The sequence below is a fragment of the Halalkalibacter krulwichiae genome (assembly GCF_002109385.1).
GTDB classification, from domain to species: Bacteria; Bacillota; Bacilli; order Bacillales; family Bacillaceae_D; genus Halalkalibacter; species Halalkalibacter krulwichiae.
Genome location: NZ_CP020814.1, coordinates 2,860,981 through 2,877,799, shown reverse-complemented (window position 1 = coordinate 2,877,799; position 16,819 = coordinate 2,860,981). Strand labels below are relative to the sequence as shown.

Annotated in this window: 18 protein-coding genes; 14 read left to right on the top strand and 4 right to left on the bottom strand. The window is 36.5% G+C overall.

Annotated features, from left to right (window positions below):
- The 5 genes from BkAM31D_RS14515 (at window position 1) to BkAM31D_RS14495 (ending at window position 6,009) form a co-directional block, all read left to right on the top strand.
- A complete protein-coding gene (locus BkAM31D_RS14515) occupies window positions 1-1,758 on the top strand; it encodes a thiamine pyrophosphate-binding protein (protein ID WP_066150841.1) in 1,758 nt (585 codons plus the stop codon).
- Between the two features lie 335 nt (window positions 1,759-2,093).
- A complete protein-coding gene (gene aroD / locus BkAM31D_RS14510) occupies window positions 2,094-2,879 on the top strand; it encodes a type I 3-dehydroquinate dehydratase (protein ID WP_066150838.1) in 786 nt (261 codons plus the stop codon).
- A gap of 239 nt (window positions 2,880-3,118) precedes the next feature.
- Complete coding sequence (locus tag BkAM31D_RS14505) at window positions 3,119-3,826, top strand: FadR/GntR family transcriptional regulator (RefSeq protein ID WP_066150833.1); 708 nt, start codon at window positions 3,119-3,121, stop codon at window positions 3,824-3,826.
- Window positions 3,827-3,847: 21 nt separating this feature from the next.
- Window positions 3,848-5,053, top strand: coding sequence for a CaiB/BaiF CoA transferase family protein (locus BkAM31D_RS14500; RefSeq protein WP_066150830.1), 1,206 nt, complete (start codon window positions 3,848-3,850; stop codon window positions 5,051-5,053).
- Complete coding sequence (locus BkAM31D_RS14495; RefSeq protein WP_066150826.1) at window positions 5,053-6,009, top strand: hydroxymethylglutaryl-CoA lyase; 957 nt, start codon at window positions 5,053-5,055, stop codon at window positions 6,007-6,009. The genes BkAM31D_RS14500 and BkAM31D_RS14495 overlap by 1 nt, the downstream gene beginning before the upstream one ends.
- A 93-nt stretch (window positions 6,010-6,102) precedes the next feature.
- Here the strand turns inward: BkAM31D_RS14495 and deoD are convergent, their stop codons facing one another.
- Together deoD and yjcZ are read right to left on the bottom strand one after the other, a co-directional pair.
- Window positions 6,103-6,804: a purine-nucleoside phosphorylase gene (gene deoD, locus BkAM31D_RS14490; protein ID WP_066150822.1), complete on the bottom strand. Its 702-nt coding sequence runs from the start codon at window positions 6,802-6,804 to the stop codon at window positions 6,103-6,105.
- Between the two features lie 274 nt (window positions 6,805-7,078).
- A complete protein-coding gene (gene yjcZ, locus BkAM31D_RS24405) occupies window positions 7,079-7,132 on the bottom strand; it encodes a sporulation protein YjcZ (protein WP_257391673.1) in 54 nt (17 codons plus the stop codon).
- A 209-nt stretch (window positions 7,133-7,341) separates the two neighbouring features.
- Between yjcZ and eutH the strand changes: the two genes are divergently transcribed.
- Both eutH and BkAM31D_RS14475 read left to right on the top strand, forming a co-directional pair.
- Entirely contained in the window at window positions 7,342-8,418 is a 1,077-nt protein-coding gene (eutH, locus tag BkAM31D_RS14480) for an ethanolamine utilization protein EutH (protein WP_066150819.1), read from the top strand.
- 72 nt (window positions 8,419-8,490) lie between these two features.
- Entirely contained in the window at window positions 8,491-9,159 is a 669-nt protein-coding gene (locus BkAM31D_RS14475) for an NAD(P)H-dependent oxidoreductase (RefSeq protein ID WP_066150816.1), read from the top strand.
- Window positions 9,160-9,388: 229 nt separating this feature from the next.
- On the opposite strand, the gene BkAM31D_RS14470 is transcribed toward BkAM31D_RS14475, so the two are convergent.
- A complete protein-coding gene (locus tag BkAM31D_RS14470) occupies window positions 9,389-11,029 on the bottom strand; it encodes a DNA ligase D (protein ID WP_306807472.1) in 1,641 nt (546 codons plus the stop codon).
- Window positions 11,030-11,155: 126 nt separating this feature from the next.
- Between BkAM31D_RS14470 and ku the strand changes: the two genes are divergently transcribed.
- From ku to BkAM31D_RS14460, 3 genes are all read left to right on the top strand, one after another.
- Entirely contained in the window at window positions 11,156-12,043 is an 888-nt protein-coding gene (gene ku, locus BkAM31D_RS14465; RefSeq protein WP_066150810.1) for a non-homologous end joining protein Ku, read from the top strand.
- 101 nt (window positions 12,044-12,144) lie between these two features.
- Window positions 12,145-12,294, top strand: a complete 150-nt coding sequence (locus tag BkAM31D_RS23630) for a hypothetical protein (RefSeq protein ID WP_157076753.1) — start codon at window positions 12,145-12,147, stop codon at window positions 12,292-12,294.
- A 59-nt stretch (window positions 12,295-12,353) separates the two neighbouring features.
- Complete coding sequence (locus tag BkAM31D_RS14460; RefSeq protein ID WP_066150808.1) at window positions 12,354-12,545, top strand: YozQ family protein; 192 nt, start codon at window positions 12,354-12,356, stop codon at window positions 12,543-12,545.
- Between the two features lie 166 nt (window positions 12,546-12,711).
- On the opposite strand, the gene BkAM31D_RS23965 is transcribed toward BkAM31D_RS14460, so the two are convergent.
- A complete protein-coding gene (locus BkAM31D_RS23965) occupies window positions 12,712-12,855 on the bottom strand; it encodes a hypothetical protein (protein ID WP_180319878.1) in 144 nt (47 codons plus the stop codon).
- A 101-nt stretch (window positions 12,856-12,956) separates the two neighbouring features.
- Between BkAM31D_RS23965 and BkAM31D_RS14455 the strand changes: the two genes are divergently transcribed.
- The 4 genes from BkAM31D_RS14455 (at window position 12,957) to BkAM31D_RS14440 (ending at window position 16,723) form a co-directional block, all read left to right on the top strand.
- On the top strand, window positions 12,957-13,199 hold the full coding sequence (locus BkAM31D_RS14455) for a YtxH domain-containing protein (RefSeq protein ID WP_066150805.1): 243 nt from the start codon (window positions 12,957-12,959) through the stop codon (window positions 13,197-13,199).
- A gap of 86 nt (window positions 13,200-13,285) precedes the next feature.
- On the top strand, window positions 13,286-14,410 hold the full coding sequence (locus tag BkAM31D_RS14450) for a mechanosensitive ion channel family protein (protein WP_066150803.1): 1,125 nt from the start codon (window positions 13,286-13,288) through the stop codon (window positions 14,408-14,410).
- A gap of 155 nt (window positions 14,411-14,565) precedes the next feature.
- The gene (locus BkAM31D_RS14445; protein WP_066150800.1) at window positions 14,566-16,044 is read left to right on the top strand and encodes a glycine betaine uptake BCCT transporter; all 1,479 of its coding nucleotides are present in this window, start codon (window positions 14,566-14,568) and stop codon (window positions 16,042-16,044) included.
- 154 nt (window positions 16,045-16,198) lie between these two features.
- A complete protein-coding gene (locus BkAM31D_RS14440) occupies window positions 16,199-16,723 on the top strand; it encodes a DUF4309 domain-containing protein (RefSeq protein WP_066150797.1) in 525 nt (174 codons plus the stop codon).
- Window positions 16,724-16,819 lie beyond the last annotated feature (96 nt).

Genomic DNA, 16,819 nt, shown 5'->3' with positions numbered 1-16,819 from the left:
ATGAAAAAGTTAGTCTCACATTTACTAGTGAAATACCTTGAAGATCGTGGTGTTGAACACATCTTTGGTCTATGTGGACATACCAATATAGCTGTATTAACAGAGCTAGAAAAAAGTTCCATTCGTTTTGTGAATGTAAGGCATGAGCAAATTGCCTCAACGGCAGCAGACGGTTATGCACGCGTTAAAAATAAAGCTTCTGTTGTTTTAAGTCACGTTGGACCAGGATTGACAAATGCGGCAACGGGTGTGGCAAACGCAGCATTAGATTCGATTCCAATGGTTGTAATTGCAGGAGATATTCCTAGTCATTATTATGGTAAGCACCCTCACCAAGAAATTAACTTACATTCGGATGCTGCTCAAGTAGATGTATACAAACCTTTTGTTAAGCGTGCTTGGCGGGTAGAGAGACCAGAACATATAGCAGAAATACTCGAAAAAGCATTCCAACTTGCAGAAAGTGGAAACCCAGGACCAGTACTTGTTTCTGTTCCGATGGATATATTTTCAAAAGAAGTAGAGGAAAGTACATTTGAAAGAGTAAAGCATCACACTAAGAAACTAGAAAAACCATCGATCGATGATGTAACAGCGAAAAAAGTAGTTGAAACATTAGTCGAGGCTAGAAATCCTATTATTTATGTAGGGGGCGGTGTAGTTCTCGCAAACGCTACTGCCGAGTTAAAGGAGTTAGTGGACCATTTACGTATTCCAGTTGCTCATTCCCTAATGGGTAAAGGTGTTCTTCCAGATGATCATCCCCTTACACTTGGAATGACAGGATTCTGGGGAACAAAATTTATTAATGAAAAGACAAGAACTGCTGATTGGATTCTTGGTTTAGGAACTCGCTTTGCAGAAGCAGACAGTAGTTCATGGGAACCAGAATATACATTTGATATTCCAAATACGAAATTGATCCATATTGACATCGATGCTAGTGAAATTGGTAGAAACTATCCAGCAGAAATGGGTATTGTTGCAGATTTGAAACAAACACTTAAAGTGATTAACAGAGTAGCAAAAGAACTATACCCTGAAGGTTTTAAAAATGAAGCAGTTGAAAATGAAATTGCCAAACAACGAGCAGAATTTAAGGAAAACAACCGTCAATTTGAAACAGACAGTGCCTTTCCTATGCAACCGCAACGCATTTTAAGTGAATTGCGCGAAGTTTTACCTAGAGATGCATACATTACAACAGATGTAGGGTGGAACAAAAATGGAGTAGGTCAGCAATTTCCAATTTACACTCCTGGTTCCGTTTTAACACCAGGCGGTTTCGCAACTATGGGATTTGGTGCGCCTGCTGCACTTGGAGCAAAGATTGCTAAACCTGACAAAGTTGTCCTATCATTAGTTGGAGATGGTGGGTTTGGCCAAAATCCTGCTTTACTAGCAACGGCTAAAGAAGAAAACATTCCTGTTATTTGGGTCATTATGAATAACTATGCTTTCGGAACGATAGCTGGTTTACAAAAAGCACACTTCGGCACAACACTTGGTACGCTATTTGAAATTGATGGTGAAAGTTATTCTCCTGATTATGCTGCAATTGCAAAAGCATACGGTATTGAAGGCATTAAGGTTAATTCTGCTGAAGAATTCAAACCGGCATTGGAAAAGGCAATTTCACTAAATAAGCCAGTCGTTATTGACGTACCAATGATTAACAACCCGACACCGACAGCAGGACATTGGAATATTATGGACATTTATTCTCCAGGCAAGAAAGTTCACCATGTAACAACTTGATACAGTAGGAATAAAGATGAAGGTAGATTCTGATCATTAGGAATCTATCTTTTTTTATGTAATGATAGGTACATAGTTATTTGTATAGCCCCTTTTCATACTGGTTCATAAGAATGAAAAGAGATTGATTTTATTCAGAAAATGGTTGTAATTCAGTTTTTTGTCAAGTATACTTTATTCATTAAAAGCATAAAAGCGTGAAAGTGTAGGGGTATACAAATTATATAAGAGAAGTAAGATTTATAAGGTTGCTCGAGAAGGTGAATTCCGCTATGATTAGAGGAACTATTTCATTATTTAGAAAATTAAAGGTGGTTTTCAGAGGGGATTATGAGATGAGCGGAGCAATAGAAAGTCGGAAAGCAGTAAAGGTAAGAGGGATTGAGCTAGGTGATGGGAATGCGCAGATCTGTATTCCATTAGTTGGAACAAATAAAACGGAAATAATAAAAGAATTAGAAGTTTCATTACAGAAGAAACCAGATTTAGTAGAATGGCGTGCCGATTTTTTTGAAGATTTACATGATACAAAAAAAATGATAGAAGCACTATCAACTATTCGATCATACGTTAACGATCTTCCCATTTTATTTACTATACGTTCTACAAAAGAAGGTGGAAATCCAATCCCACTTTCAGAAGAAAAGAAATTAGAACTTATCGTAAATCTATGTGCGACTGGTAACCTAGATATCGTTGACTATGAGTTAGTTAATAAGAAAGAGGACATTCATTTTGTTAGGGAACAAACGAATAAATACAATGTACGATTAATTTTATCTTATCATAATTTTGAACGTACACCCGAAGCTACGGTTTTAATGGATAAATGTATTGCTGCAAAAGAAAATAGTGCTGATCTCGTTAAGCTTGCCGTCATGTCTCAAAGTCTAGATGATGTCATGTTGCTTATGCAAGTAACACAAGAAGCTGCAAAATCAACTACCCTTCCTTTAGTTACGATTTCTATGGGGAAATACGGGGCGATTACGAGGATGTTTGGCTTTGTGTTTGGCTCTACTATTACATTTGGAGTAGGACAAAACAGTTCAGCTCCAGGTCAAATTCCAGTTGATGATTTAAGACAGGTAATTAATATTATTAAGAGGGCAACAAACTAACTGCATAATCACTATATAAGATAGAAACATTCACTTTCATTGTCAAGTGGGTGTTTTTTATTTAGCTTTTTCCGTAATTTTTGTTGTTATTAAAATCTTATGAGCGTGTAAAAGAGGTTTTATTTAAATTATCGGAAAAATGAAGTGTTTGTATTGACTGTAATCGCTTAAAGTCATATAATTTAGTTAAATACAAATTGGACTAATCAATAGTCCGATTCTCATTAGGAGAGCAAACTATGGAAAAATCACCTTTTTCTTCTGTAAAAAATGAAAGGCTTTATGAAAAGATTGTTCATCAACTGTTGCAGTTAATAGAGGAAGGGAAGTTACAACCAGGTGATCGACTTCCTGCTGAACGAAAGCTTGCTGAGATTCTTGGTTGCAGCAGAACATCATTAAGAGAAGCATGCAGGGTTTTGGAGTCAGAAGGAGTTATTATTTCAAAACCAGGTGGTGGAAGGTTTATTCAGAGAGTAGACCAAAAGCTGACGGTGAAATATCAATTTAATACAGTTGATATGATTGAGAAAACAGCCATTATTTACTTTTTAGAAGCGAGAGAAGCGCTTGAGCCTAAAATTGCTGAACTTGCTTCCAAAAGAGCAACTCCGGAGAACATTGCCAAACTTGAAAAGGTAATGGAGAAGATGGAAGAAAAATTAAAGCATCCGAAAGACCATGTCGAAGCTGATAGTAGTTTTCACTTAGCTTTAGCAGAGGCAACTCAAAACTTTGTTTTTGTATCAATGATGGAGTCAAATTTAAATATGATTAGACAAGTTAGGAAACAAACGTTAAATAATGAATCTCGTTATCTAGCATCTTTAAGGGAGCATCGAGCTATTTTAGATGCAATTAAAAGAAGAGATTCACAAGAGGCAATCAACGCTTGTTTAGTTCACTTAAATCACATTAGGCAACATGTATTAGGAGAGAGTAAATAACTAGAATGGGAAGTGAGAGAGATGAATCAAATGAAATTTGGTCCTTTAACTGGTGTTAAAATTTTGGATATTTCTACAATGATTGCAGCTCCGTTTGGGGCAACTTTACTGGCAGATTTAGGTGCGGAGGTGACAAAGGTTGAATTACCTGGCAAGGGGGATACACTTCGCACAGTAGGTCCATGGAAAGGAACTGAACCATTAAGGTGGCCTGGTTTAGCGCGAAACAAAAAATCAGTAACTTTAGATATTCGTTCAGATGAAGGAAAGGCTATATTTTTAAAGTTAATTGCAAAAGTAGATGTATTGATTGAAAACTTCCGACCGGGTACTTTGGAAAAATGGGGTCTTGGGTACGAAGAGTTAAAAAAAGTGAATCCTAAATTAATTATGACAAGATGTTCTGGTTATGGACAAACGGGACCTTATCGTGAAAAAGCGGGTTTCGGGACACCTTGTACCGCTTTTAGTGGACATACTGCTATTCAAGGATATCCAGACCGTGCTCCTGTAAGTCCATCTTACTCCTTACTAGATTATATTACAGGTGTATATCTTGCTTTTGCTACAGTAAGTGCACTATATGGGCAAGAATTTAATAAAGATGAAGAAGGTCAAGTGGTTGAGATGGGTTTATATGAATCGATCTTCCGTATGTTAGAGTTCTTAGTAGCCGAGTACGATCAAAATGGAAAAGTGCGAGAAAGAAGTCCGGGGTTAGCCGGCCACTCAAGTCCAGCAGGCACATATGAAACGAAAGACGGCAAATTTGTTGTACTTGTATGCAGCACAGATTCCACGTTCAATCGCTTAGCTGAAGCTATGGATAGGATGGATATGTTAGAGGATGATCGTTATTACACAAACTCTGAGCGATTAAAGAATGATGATGAAGTTCAAGGAATTGTATCAAGCTGGATTAAACAATTTTCACAGAAAGATTTACAAGAGAAGCTAGACTCATATGGGGTTCCAGTCAGTCCAATTCTTACAATAGAAGACATCTTTAATGATCCACAATACAAAGCACGTGAAAATATTGTCGAAGTGGAACATCCACGTTTAGGGAAAATTAAAGTACCAGGAGTAGTTCCGAAGTTTTCAAAAACACCTGGAGCTATCCGCCATCGGGCACCAGAGCTTGGAGAACATAATGAAGAAGTATTGTTGGATTTAGGCTTAACTTCTGAAGAGGTAGCAAATCTTAAAGAGAAGGGAATCATATAATGGCGAATCATAATCAACTGCTTATACCTAAGAAAGTAGAAATATGTGAAGTGGCTCCACGCGATGGCTTCCAAGCCGAGACGGAGTGGATTCCGACAGAAACAAAGCTAAATATTATTAGAAAATTAGCAAGTACAGGTGTTAAATCGATGGAGATTACGTCATTTGTTCATCCGAAAGCTATTCCGCAACTGAAGGATGCAGAGGAAGTTGTAAGACGATCTCAAGATTTAACTGATATTAAATTAAGAGCACTAGTTCCTAATGTGAAAGGAGCGGAACGTGCAATTGATGCTGGGATTAAGAAGCTTAAACTTATGCTATCTGCTACAGATTCTCACAGTCTTTCAAATGCAAACAGTACAAGTGAAGAAGCACAGAACAAACTTGAGCCAATTATTGAAGTTGCGACTAAAAGAGGCGTGAAAGTCGGCGGATCAATTTCTGTAGCTTTTGGCTGTCCATATGAAGGTGAAGTACCAGTAAGTAGACTTGCTTCTATATTAAATCGTTACATTAAGATGGGAATTGACGAAGTATCATTAGCAGATACAACAGGTATGGCTAATCCTGTTCAAGTTCACTCTATTCTAGGTCAATTAAAAGAACAATTTTCTATGATGACTTTTTCTATGCATCTTCACAATACAAGAGGGATGGCATTAGCAAATGCTGTTGCTGCACTTCAACAAGGTGTCATTCATTTTGATAGTTCAATTGCGGGATTAGGAGGTTGCCCATACGCACCTGGTGCATCAGGGAATATCGCTTCTGAGGACTTAGTGCACTCATTTCATGAGATGGGGATAGAAACAGGAATTGATTTAGGACAAATGATTGAAGTGGCTAAAGGAGTTAAACAAATAATAGGTCATGATGGTGGCAGCTACATGTTGCAAGCAGGACCGTGCTCAGAATTACACGTAAAGCCCGCTTCTCAAGAAAAGCTAGGCTAATAGATGCTCTTTTACGTTTGATGAAATCTAGTTAAATTACTGTTAGGTTTTATATTTAGTGACAAAAGACACCAATTACGGTGTCTTTTTCAATTATTTCGTTACGGCTTCTAGAGCAACTTCCATCATATCACTAAATGTAGTTTGACGTTCCTCTGAGGTTGTTTCTTCACCTGTTAAAATATGATCACTTACGGTTAAGACAGACAATGCATTTCTACCAAATTTTGCGGCAATTGTATAAAGGGCTGCTGTTTCCATCTCAACTGCCAATATTCCATATTTAGCCCATTTTTCAAGCTCTGAATTATCATTATAAAACATATCGGCTGTAAAGACATTTCCTACTTTTAAATTTAACCCCTTTTCAACACCAACATCGTACGCTTTTCTTAGTAAGTCAAAATTTGCTGTAGGAGCATAGTCAACTCCGCCAAATGTTAAACGGTTCATTTGCGAATCAGTCGAAGCACTCATTGCAAGAATGACATCTCTTACTTTGACGTCTTTTTGAATAGCTCCACAAGTACCGACGCGAATCAGGTTTTGAACATTATATTCTTGCATTAATTCATTAATGTAAATCGATATTGAGGGAACACCCATACCTGTACCTTGAACAGAGATTCGTTTGCCTTGAAAAGTACCTGTAAAACCTAACATTCCTCTAACCTCATTGTAACAAACAGCACCTTCTAAGAAAGTCTCAGCTATATATTTTGCTCGTAATGGGTCTCCAGGGAGAAGAATTGTTTCTGCTATGTCGCCTTGTTTTGCACCAATATGTACGCTCATTAAGTGCCCTCCTAAGTTTCGTTATCTTTATCAGTTATTACTATAACATAATCATTTGTGATCTCAAATTAATGAGTCGATGAGTTTTTTTTGTATCGAATCTTGTCAAAAGTAGTTGCTCTGTTTTATGTATGGAGGGAATAATAAATTTTACTTTCTTCTGTTTCTGATGCCTATTAAAATAGAGTAAGCACATGTTAGAAAAAATAGGATGAAACCGGGAAAAGAAGAGTTTTAGTTAAGTTAAGTTATATCCCAGCCTCATCCACTAACGTTACTTATAGCAACTGGCACCAAGAATAATGAGGAGAATTACAAGGACTACAATTAGCGCGAACCCAAACCCTGTACCATAACGTCTCGGTGGAGGGGGCAGCAGTATCCGTAGCCTCTATACCATGGACCGTAGTAACCCATAACAACACCACCTTTCAAAAGGAGGGTTAATACACAATATGCGTTGTTTGGTGAACGTGTACTAGGTAACTGTGGAATTTGAGGAAGTAGAAATAAAGAAAATAGTAAAGAGGACTTAATATGGGGATTAATGAAATTATACTATATATCATGGTTGTATTTTTAATTATAGGGGCTATTGATAAATGCTTTGGTAATAGGTGGGGTTTCGGACAAGGCTTTACAGATGCTTTTATGGCAATGGGTCCTTTAACGCTTGCGATGGTAGGTATTGTTTCGCTTGCACCGGTAATTGCCAGAGGTCTTACTCCTATTGTGGAACCGATCTTTGGGTTGGTAGGGGCAGATCCTGCTACTTTTGCAAATATGATGTTAGCACTGGATATGGGGGGCTACGCTTTAGCTGTAGAAATGTCTCATAATAAAGATGCTGAACTGTTTGCTTGGGTTTTTCTAGGGACGATGATGGGACCTACAATTGTATTTACGATACCAATTGCTCTTGGAATGATCCGGAAAGAAGATCAACCTTTTTTTGCAAAAGGTATTTTAGTAGGGATTATTACGATACCAATTGGCTGCCTCATTGGCGGGCTAATAGCAGGATTTAATTTAATTATGATTTTATTAAATTTGATTCCGGCAATGATCTTTTCACTTTGTATAGCATATGGGTTGTGGAAAGCAACTACTCTCATGATAAAAGGATTCCGCTTTTTTGGTAAGGCAATTGAGATAGTAGCCATTGTTGGATTAACAGCCAATATAATCGAAACATTGACAGGAATTACAGTCATTCCGAATTTAATTCCGCTTGATGAAGGAATTCAAGTAGTTGGGATGATTGTCATCGTATTAGCTGGGGCCTTTCCGATGATCGCCTTTATCCAAAAGATATTTCATAGTCGTTTGAAAAAGATAGGAAAGATTTTAGGGGTCAGTGAAACCGCAACTACGGGAATAATTGCTTCTTTAGCACACGTCATCCCAATGTTTACGATTTTAAAAGAGATGGATAATAAAGGGAAAGTAATCAACGTTGCATTTGCTGTTAGCGGTGCTTTTGTATTAGGAGGGCATTTAGGGTTTGTTGCAGGAATACAGCAGGAAATGGTGTTTGCTATGATGATCGGAAAATTAACGGCAGGGTTTTCAGCCATTGCTTTAGCGAAAGTAATGTTTAGAAATGAAACATAATCATTCTATTTGTTTCGCTCTATTGATTATGATACGATACATCCTATCATTAATAGGATAGGAGTGTTGTAGGTGGAGAAGGGAAATGTAAAAAAACAAATACTTGATGCATTTCATTTTAGACATGCGACAAAACAATTTGATTCGACTAAGAAAATCTCAGATGAAGACTTTCAGTTTATTTTAGAGACAGCTAGGTTATCTCCAAGCTCGATTGGAATAGAGCCTTGGAAGTTTATTGTCGTTCAAAATCAAGAGTTCAGAGAAGAACTCAAAGAAATTGCTTGGGGAGCTGCCGGACAGTTACCAACGGCAAGTCATTTTGTTATTATTCTTGCTCGGACGAGTAAAGATGTAAGGTTTGACTCTAACTATATTACGAACCATCTGAGAACCGTTAAAGGTTTTCCAGAAGAGGTTATTAAGGAAATTCCGAATAGATACAGAAATTTTCAAGAGAAGTTTGGTTTACTTGATGATGAACGTTCGATTTTTGATTGGTCTTGTAAGCAAACCTATATTGCTTTAGCTAATATGATGACAGCTGCTGCTCACATTGGCATTGATTCATGTCCAATTGAAGGGTTTGATTACCAACTCGTCCATAACTTATTAGAGGAAAAAGGGTTATTAGAAGATGATCATTTTGATGTATCGATGATGGTAGCCTTTGGATATCGTGCAGCAGAGCCTAGACCGAAAACGCGAAAAGAGCTGAATGAGATAGTTACTTGGATTTAATAATTTTTCAAATGAGCCGGCGTGGGAGTAATCATGCCGGCTCATTTATTTACTAAGTCTGATAATTGCTTAATTACTTGACCAAATGCAGCTTGACTAGACAATTGCCTTAGTTGAAGAAAAGGGTCGCCCAGTTTGTCTAACCTCTCCATTACTGCAGGTAAGGAGAAAAATGAGGGCTTTAATGATTCGTTTACCTCATTCCATTGCAAAGGTGTGGCAATTTGCCCTAAATCACTTCCGCGGGGGAATACGGTGCTATGATTGTCTTTCCTTCATCATGCTGAATATAATCAAGGTATAATTTATTCCCTCTATTTTTTTTTAGTCGTTCGGTCGTAAACCAATTAGGTTGTTGTTCGCATAAAAAGTCACAAACAAATTGTGTAAATAAACGGGTTTCTTGATAACTGAACTGATTTTCTGGCAAGGGAATATATAGTTGCAATCCCTTCCCACCAGATGTTTTTACAAATGACACAAGGTTAAATTGATCAAAAATAGCTTTCATTTGTAAGGCTGCTTCAATTGCTAATGAAAACTCATTCACAGAAGGTGGATCTAAATCAAAGACAATTTCTGTTGGGTTAGCAGTGGTTCTTGTTTGAAATGGTATATGAAACTCTAATGCTAATTGATTTCCTAACCAGAGAAGTGTGTCTATTTTATTACAGACGATGTAATTAATGTCTTCAACAAGTTCGGTGTCTATAAAAGAAGGTGCGTAGTCAGGACGATGCTTTTGATAAAAATGTTCATCTGTTGCGCCGTGTGGATAACGAATCACAGTTAGTAATCTTTCTTTTAAAAAGGGTAAGAGATAAGGGGAGACCTTTTGCAAATAGAGCAAGTAATCATCTTTATTTATAGAATGTTTTGGCCAAATTGGCTTTTCGGGATTTGTAACGGCGATCGATTGTGGTAATGGGTGAAGTTGTCGTAACATTGCTTCCCATGTACATTCACTTGGTTCTATTTCAAAATTGAATGTATGAAAATGTGGTTCCCTGAGTTGTTTTCCATCAAAATCTATACACGCGACTTTCACACAAATAGATGGTTCTAACTCCCATGTTGTGTCAGATCCTTTCTCACCATTTGTTTTGAAAAAGTTTTGCAAGGTTTTTTCTTCCTCTTTAGAGAGTCCGTGTTTAAAAATAACTACATCCACTAATTGATCAATTTTAAAAATGGAGCCGTGAAAATAACCATTTTTCTGATCATACTTTGTTAAGCAAACAGAAACATATCGATAATTCTTGATTTTTAGCCAGTTATTTGTTCGTCTGCCTCCTTCCCAAATGCTTGTTTCTCTTTTAGCGATCACTCCTTCACCATTATATGATTGAACCTTTTCCCATAACTTTTTGCTATTGTTTTCACTTACGATCATTTGTAATCTTGCATTATTTCCATAATTCAATGTAACGGGTAAATGTAAAGAGTTAAATAGCGTTTTTAATTCTTTTTTCCTAATTAGTAGGTGCTCATTAGATAGCGAGGTTCCTTCTTTTTTTAGTAAGTCGAAAACTACAAGGTGGCACGGGAAACTTGCAGCATGTTTGCTAATGACAGAAATTGTTTTCATCCGTCCTCTAAGTTGAACTTGTTTGAAATCACTATGATGATTATTTAATAAGTAGACTAGTTCACCATCAAGAACAATAGGAAGTAAGGATTTGATCGTAGGATAAATGGTTTCACAAAAGCTAATAATTTCAGGAAATTGCTTGTTTAATATCTTTTCATTTCGACTTAAAAGTTGTGGGGTTTTCTGTTCCCAGACTAATAGACATCGAAATCCATCGTATTTTGTTTCGAATAACCATCCTTCTTCAGGTGGTAAATCGATTGCAGGTGATAACAGCATAGGTTTCACTATTTCTACCTACTTTCCTTTTTAAAAGTTATAACATTAGCGTAAACACTTTGCTTAGTTACATACATAAAAGAAGAGAAATTATTGCACATTAAGAAAAAAAGTAGGTGATTCGTTATGCATACAGTTTGGAAAGGTAGTATCAGTTTCGGGCTTGTAAACATCCCAATCAAACTTCATACAGCGACAGAAAACAAAGATATTAAGCTAAGGCAATTGCATAAAGAATGTCATACGCCAATCAGTTATCAAAAGGTCTGTCCTGGGTGTGACCAAGAAGTGAAAAATGAAGATATTGTAAAGGCTTATGAATATGCAAAAAATAAATTTGTCGTGTTAGACGATGAGGAATTAGAAAAATTAAAAAAAGAAAATGAAGATAAAGCAGTAGAAATCATTGATTTTGTGAAATTAGAGGAAATTGATCCTATTTATTTCGAGAAAAGTTATTTTATTGCTCCAGATAATGGTGGTGCGAAAGCTTATTCATTATTAAGAAAAGCCTTAGTAGAGTCAGGTAAAATTGGGATAGCAAAAATAATTATCCGTTCAAAAGAACAACTGGCGATTGTAAGGGTATATCAAAATACGTTACTAATGGAGACCATTCATTTTCCTGATGAAGTAAGACACGTTGAAGACGTACCGAATGTTCCTGCTGAACAGTTGGTTGTTCAGAAAGAGCTTGATACTGCTTTAATGCTCGTTGATCAACTTACAACTACATTTGATCCGAATAAATATAACGATGATTATCGAACAGCATTAATGGATTTAATTGAAGAAAAGAAAACTGGCAAGCATACGGTGACTACAACGGAAAAGAAACCAGCACAAGCAGCCTCAAATGTGACTGATTTAATGTCTGCCTTACAAGCATCGCTTGATAAAACTAAAACAAAAAAGCCTGCTACAAGGAAGAAGAAATCGACAACAAAGAAATCAACAACAGAATCAACTGCTTCGAATAAGACAAAAGTCGGGACAACAAGAAAAAATGCATAAGTGATTGATTCAAAAAACTGTTTACGTATGTGAGCAGTTTTTTGGTTGGTTTTCGAAATAGTGGGTAAAGGGAAATAGTAGAAAATTAGGAGGAGAGTAACTTGAATGACAGTTATCCTAAATTACGGCGTTCTTTTGAGAAAAGTTTAACAAGAAAAACGACTAAACATGAAAGGTTATTTATTAAATGGCTAAGTAAACAATCGAACAAAGATGACAAAAGGAATCGAAATGAGGAAGTATACCATTAAGAAAGTCTCATAATTAGTAATGGATTAGTACATAATAGCTTCTAAGGGAGGCGTTGAACTTGTCTGAAAAGAATAACCAACAAGCAAATAAAACTCAAGAAGTAGCAGAGCATTCATATCAGCCTGAGGATTATCAAAGTTCTAATGAAGTAGAAAAAGGGCTAGCAACCACACATGAACAAGTAAGTGATGCTTACATGGAAGGTACAATAGATGCCGAGAAAGAAAAGGATGTAAACAGCAATAAATAACCATCAAAGGGGGCGTCTCAAAAGGTATAGTTTGACCTTTTGGACGCCCCCGAAACCATTACTATCACTGATTCGAACTTTTCGGCCAGTCTCTTCATTTAGAGAGGGATGAAAAAATTGGATAATACTATTTAAGATGGACCACACTATAGGCTGTTAGTTCATTTTATTTAAAGAGTTTGCGGATGGCTTTCCCAGAGGCACGGCCGACAACGCGACGCCCGACTCTTTTTCCTATTCGTCCTTTACGAATCGCATCAATATCATTCCAAATTCTAAGCATCTTATAAATTTTTGATTTTAAGCTCAAAAAAACCCTCCTCACTGTTTTCTAAGTAATTCGATTGTACCATATTAGCGTTTCACCGTTTGATTTCATTTATTACCGAATAAGAAAGGTGGATGTTTTTAGTGAATAACCGATATGTCATAAGTGCTTTAATAGGGGGAGTCATTGGTGCGGCAAGTGTATACTTTTTCACAACAGATAAAGGTTCTCAGTTTAGGAAAGATTTCCGATCGAAAGTAAGTACGTTTGATGGCACTCAATTAATAAATGGATTATATGAGATAAGTAAAGAATGGTCTGAATTTGGAGATGTTGTAAAAGTGAAAAATCATTCAACGGCCTCTTTGAACATTTCGAATAAATAGTGGCAAAACCATAATGTTTTAAAGTTTTTTTCTATAAAAATATGTCCTGCCTGTGATAGAATATGAAGATGTAAGGTGGGGTTTAGATGGAGAATAATTGGAAATGGGATGCGTTTCTACTTTCATTGGGTCGAATTGAATGGAACCATATAGGTGTAGCAATTGCGATCTTCTCAGTGTTTTTATTATTTAGGAAAATATTTACTAGGTATATCTTTAAAATTGTATTAGCGACATTGCGAAAAACACCAACTGCACTGTTCACTAATATTTTGTTATCTTTTGAAAGACCGTTGCGTGTTTTCTGGATCGTACTAGGTACATATTTGGCATTGATGTATTTGCCATTTCATTTTACAACAATTGATTTTGTTGAACATCTTTATCGATCAATTATCATTATTTTACTAGGTTGGGGTTTGTACAATTATACGTCGGAGCATTCAATGGCTTTGTTTCGCCTTGCTCGTAATATGGAAATTGATGAAGATAGCATGCTAATACCATTCATTTCCAAGATCTTGCGTTTTGCTGTTATCGCGCTAACAATTGTGGTCATTGCCAGTGAGTGGGGTTATGAGATTAGTGGATTTATTGCAGGGCTTGGCCTTGGGGGACTAGCTTTTGCTCTTGCTGCTCAAGATACAATTGGTAATTTCTTTGGTGGGATCATTATTATTACGGAAAAACCATTCTCAAAGGGCGATTGGATTCAAACGCCTTCGGTAGAAGGGACGGTCGAAGATATTAGTTTTAGAAGTACACAAATTCGTACTTTTGCTGATTCAGTCGTCACGATTCCCAATTCTACACTAGCTAATGAACCGATAACGAACTGGTCAGAAATGGGGAAACGAAGGGTTACGTTTTCAATTGGATTGACTTATTCAACACCACGTGAAAAGCTTGAGAGATGTGCTAGAAGAATTGAAGAAGTCCTTCGTCATCATGAGGAGGTAGATCAAGACTTAATCATGGTCCGATTCGATTCGTTTAATAACTCGAGCTTAGACATTTTTGTATACTTTTTCACGAAAACAATTGCTTGGACAGAATGGTTTAGGGTGAAAGAGAATATCAATTTTCAAATAATGAAAATATTAGAAGACGAAAATGTTTCGATTGCCTTTCCGAGCAGAAGCATTTACGTAGAAAATTCCAATCAAAATGATTTTAATGAATATGCATTAGAGCGAAATACAAATAAATAGCTGTGACTTATAGAAAGAAGACTGGAACTTTATTGTTTCAGTCTTCTTTCTATTTAGTGTGAAAGAGAAGAAGGGTGAAAGAGAAATATGGGACCTTAATAAATATTTCGGGAAGAATTGTTGCAACCTAGATATACAGAGGAGCTGACACATCAATGAAAAATTTAACTATTACGTATAAAATTTCAGCAGTTATTGCCTTGCTTTTTGTCATATGGGGGTCTTTCTTTCCTGATCAACTAGGGAATATGATGAACATTGCACAAGCTTTCTTTTTACGTACCTTTGGGTGGTTTTATAATTTATCTGCCTCTTTCTTTTTACTGTTTACGCTCTTTTTAATTTTTAGTAAGTATGGAAAAATTAAATTAGGAAAAGATCATGATCGCCCGGAATTTAGTAGGGCCACTTGGTTTGCATTACTCTTTAGCGCTGGTATGGGGATTGGACTTTTATTTTATGGAGTATCTGAGCCGGTGTCACATTATGCTGCACCACCTGTCGGAGAAGGGAGTACAGAACAATCAGCTTTAATTGCTCTACGTTATACTTACTTACATTGGGGGTTTCATGCTTGGGCTATATATGCAGTAGTTGCCTTGGCTCTAGCTTATTTTAAGTTTAGAAGAGGAGCACCTGGTTTAATGAGTGCAACGTTATCACCTGTTTTAGGAGATAAAGTGAAGGGGCCAGTTGGTTATGTAATTGATATTATTTCAGTTTTCGCTACCATTTTTGGTGTTTGTGCATCCTTAGGTCTTGGTGCTCAACAAATAAATGCAGGGTTAGGTTACTTGTTGGATATACCGGTAAATTTTACTGTACAAGTGATCATTATTGCCATTATAACCGTGTTGTTTATTTTGTCTGCAAGCACAGGTATTCAACGTGGAATCAAATATTTGAGTAATACTAATATGATACTTGCAACCATTTTACTAATCACAATGCTAATTGTTGGTCCTACTTTGTTCTTACTTAATCTATTTACACATACATTAGGTGAATACATTCAGAATTTGCCTCAAATGGGCTTAAGGATTTTCCCGTTTGATGAACAGAGAGCAGAGTGGACTCAAGGGTGGACTATTTTTTATTGGGCTTGGTGGATTTCTTGGTCTCCTTTTGTTGGTATGTTTATTGCTCGTGTTTCAAAAGGAAGAACGGTAAGAGAGTTTACAATAGCTGTTTTAATTGTTCCAACTTTAGTTTGTGCTTTTTGGTTCTGTGTTTTTGGAGGAACAGGTATTAATCTTGATTTAGTTGAGGGAGTAGAAGTGGCACAGCAAAGTTTGGAGACAGGTTTGTTCTTTGTCTATGAGCATTTACCATTTGGAGGAGTCTTATCTGTCGTAACCGTTTTGTTAATAACGACGTTTTTCATTACATCAGCTGATTCGGCCACATTTGTATTAGGGATGCAAACGACAGAAGGAAGTATGAATCCATCAAATTTTATTAAAATATCATGGGGCCTTATTTTATCAGCATCTGCTATTGTATTAATGGCTTCAGGAGGCTTGCAGGCGCTGCAAACAGCGATTATTGTAAGTGCGTTTCCGTTAACCTTTATCTTACTTGTGATGAGCATCGGGATCCTGAAGATCTTTAAGACGGAAATGAAAAAGACATAACCTGCTAAAAGATGACAAAAGACAATCTAGGGCCTTTTGTCATCTTTTTTTTAACTTTTCATTTTAACAAGGAATCATCTGATGCTAAATGGAATAAAACATAAAGGCCTCGTTAAGGATGACATTGAGAAAGTTTTTTGAAAGTAGGTGTCCTATGCAAAAAAAATGGTTATTATTTGTAGTATTCTTTTTGTTAACAGCTTGTGGACAAGGCAATATGATTGTTGAACAACAAGTGGATTTTACAGCAGGACATATAAGTACTTCTGAACAAAAAAGCTTTTTATCTTTTTCGTGGATTGAAAAAGGGTACGACGGAGTGTTTATTCCTACAAACACTAAATTAGGGGAAACTGAAGAAGACATTAGGGAATCTTTCGGTGTACCAATAACAACAGGCAGTTATGAGGGGGGTATCTTCCTAGAGTACAGTCAAGCTACGTTCTTTATTAACCCTGAAACAAAGAAAAGTGTGGCGATAGCAAGCGATATTTCGGACGAACGTATAACATTTAAAGACCTAAAGCGGCTATTAGGGACACCTGATAGCATTGATTATAATGAGATGGATGACTTTTGGATGTATGTATATGATTTAGATGAATATGAACTCGTGTTTGAATCTGTATCAGAACAGTCTGAGTTATCTTTTGTTTGGTTAAAAAGTAAACAACGATAAAACATTTAAGAAATAGCTGGTTATACTAGTTATTTCTTTTTATTTTGCCTAAATTCACTAGTGTGACAGGGATTTCAAATTTCAATAAAAAAATAA

Coding starts and splice junctions, on each gene's coding strand:
- deoD (WP_066150822.1), bottom strand. CDS start 6,804: ATGAGCGTACATATTGGTGCAAAACAAGGCGACATAGCAGAAACAATT.
- BkAM31D_RS14470 (WP_306807472.1), bottom strand. CDS start 11,029: ATGCTGTTATCACCTGCAATCGATTTACCACCTGAAGAAGGATGGTTA.
- BkAM31D_RS14440 (WP_066150797.1), top strand. CDS start 16,199: ATGCAAAAAAAATGGTTATTATTTGTAGTATTCTTTTTGTTAACAGCT.
- ku (WP_066150810.1), top strand. CDS start 11,156: ATGCATACAGTTTGGAAAGGTAGTATCAGTTTCGGGCTTGTAAACATC.
- BkAM31D_RS14445 (WP_066150800.1), top strand. CDS start 14,566: ATGAAAAATTTAACTATTACGTATAAAATTTCAGCAGTTATTGCCTTG.
- BkAM31D_RS14495 (WP_066150826.1), top strand. CDS start 5,053: ATGGCGAATCATAATCAACTGCTTATACCTAAGAAAGTAGAAATATGT.
- aroD (WP_066150838.1), top strand. CDS start 2,094: ATGAGCGGAGCAATAGAAAGTCGGAAAGCAGTAAAGGTAAGAGGGATT.
- BkAM31D_RS14500 (WP_066150830.1), top strand. CDS start 3,848: ATGAATCAAATGAAATTTGGTCCTTTAACTGGTGTTAAAATTTTGGAT.
- BkAM31D_RS14515 (WP_066150841.1), top strand. CDS start 1: ATGAAAAAGTTAGTCTCACATTTACTAGTGAAATACCTTGAAGATCGT.
- eutH (WP_066150819.1), top strand. CDS start 7,342: ATGGGGATTAATGAAATTATACTATATATCATGGTTGTATTTTTAATT.
- BkAM31D_RS14450 (WP_066150803.1), top strand. CDS start 13,286: ATGGAGAATAATTGGAAATGGGATGCGTTTCTACTTTCATTGGGTCGA.
- BkAM31D_RS14505 (WP_066150833.1), top strand. CDS start 3,119: ATGGAAAAATCACCTTTTTCTTCTGTAAAAAATGAAAGGCTTTATGAA.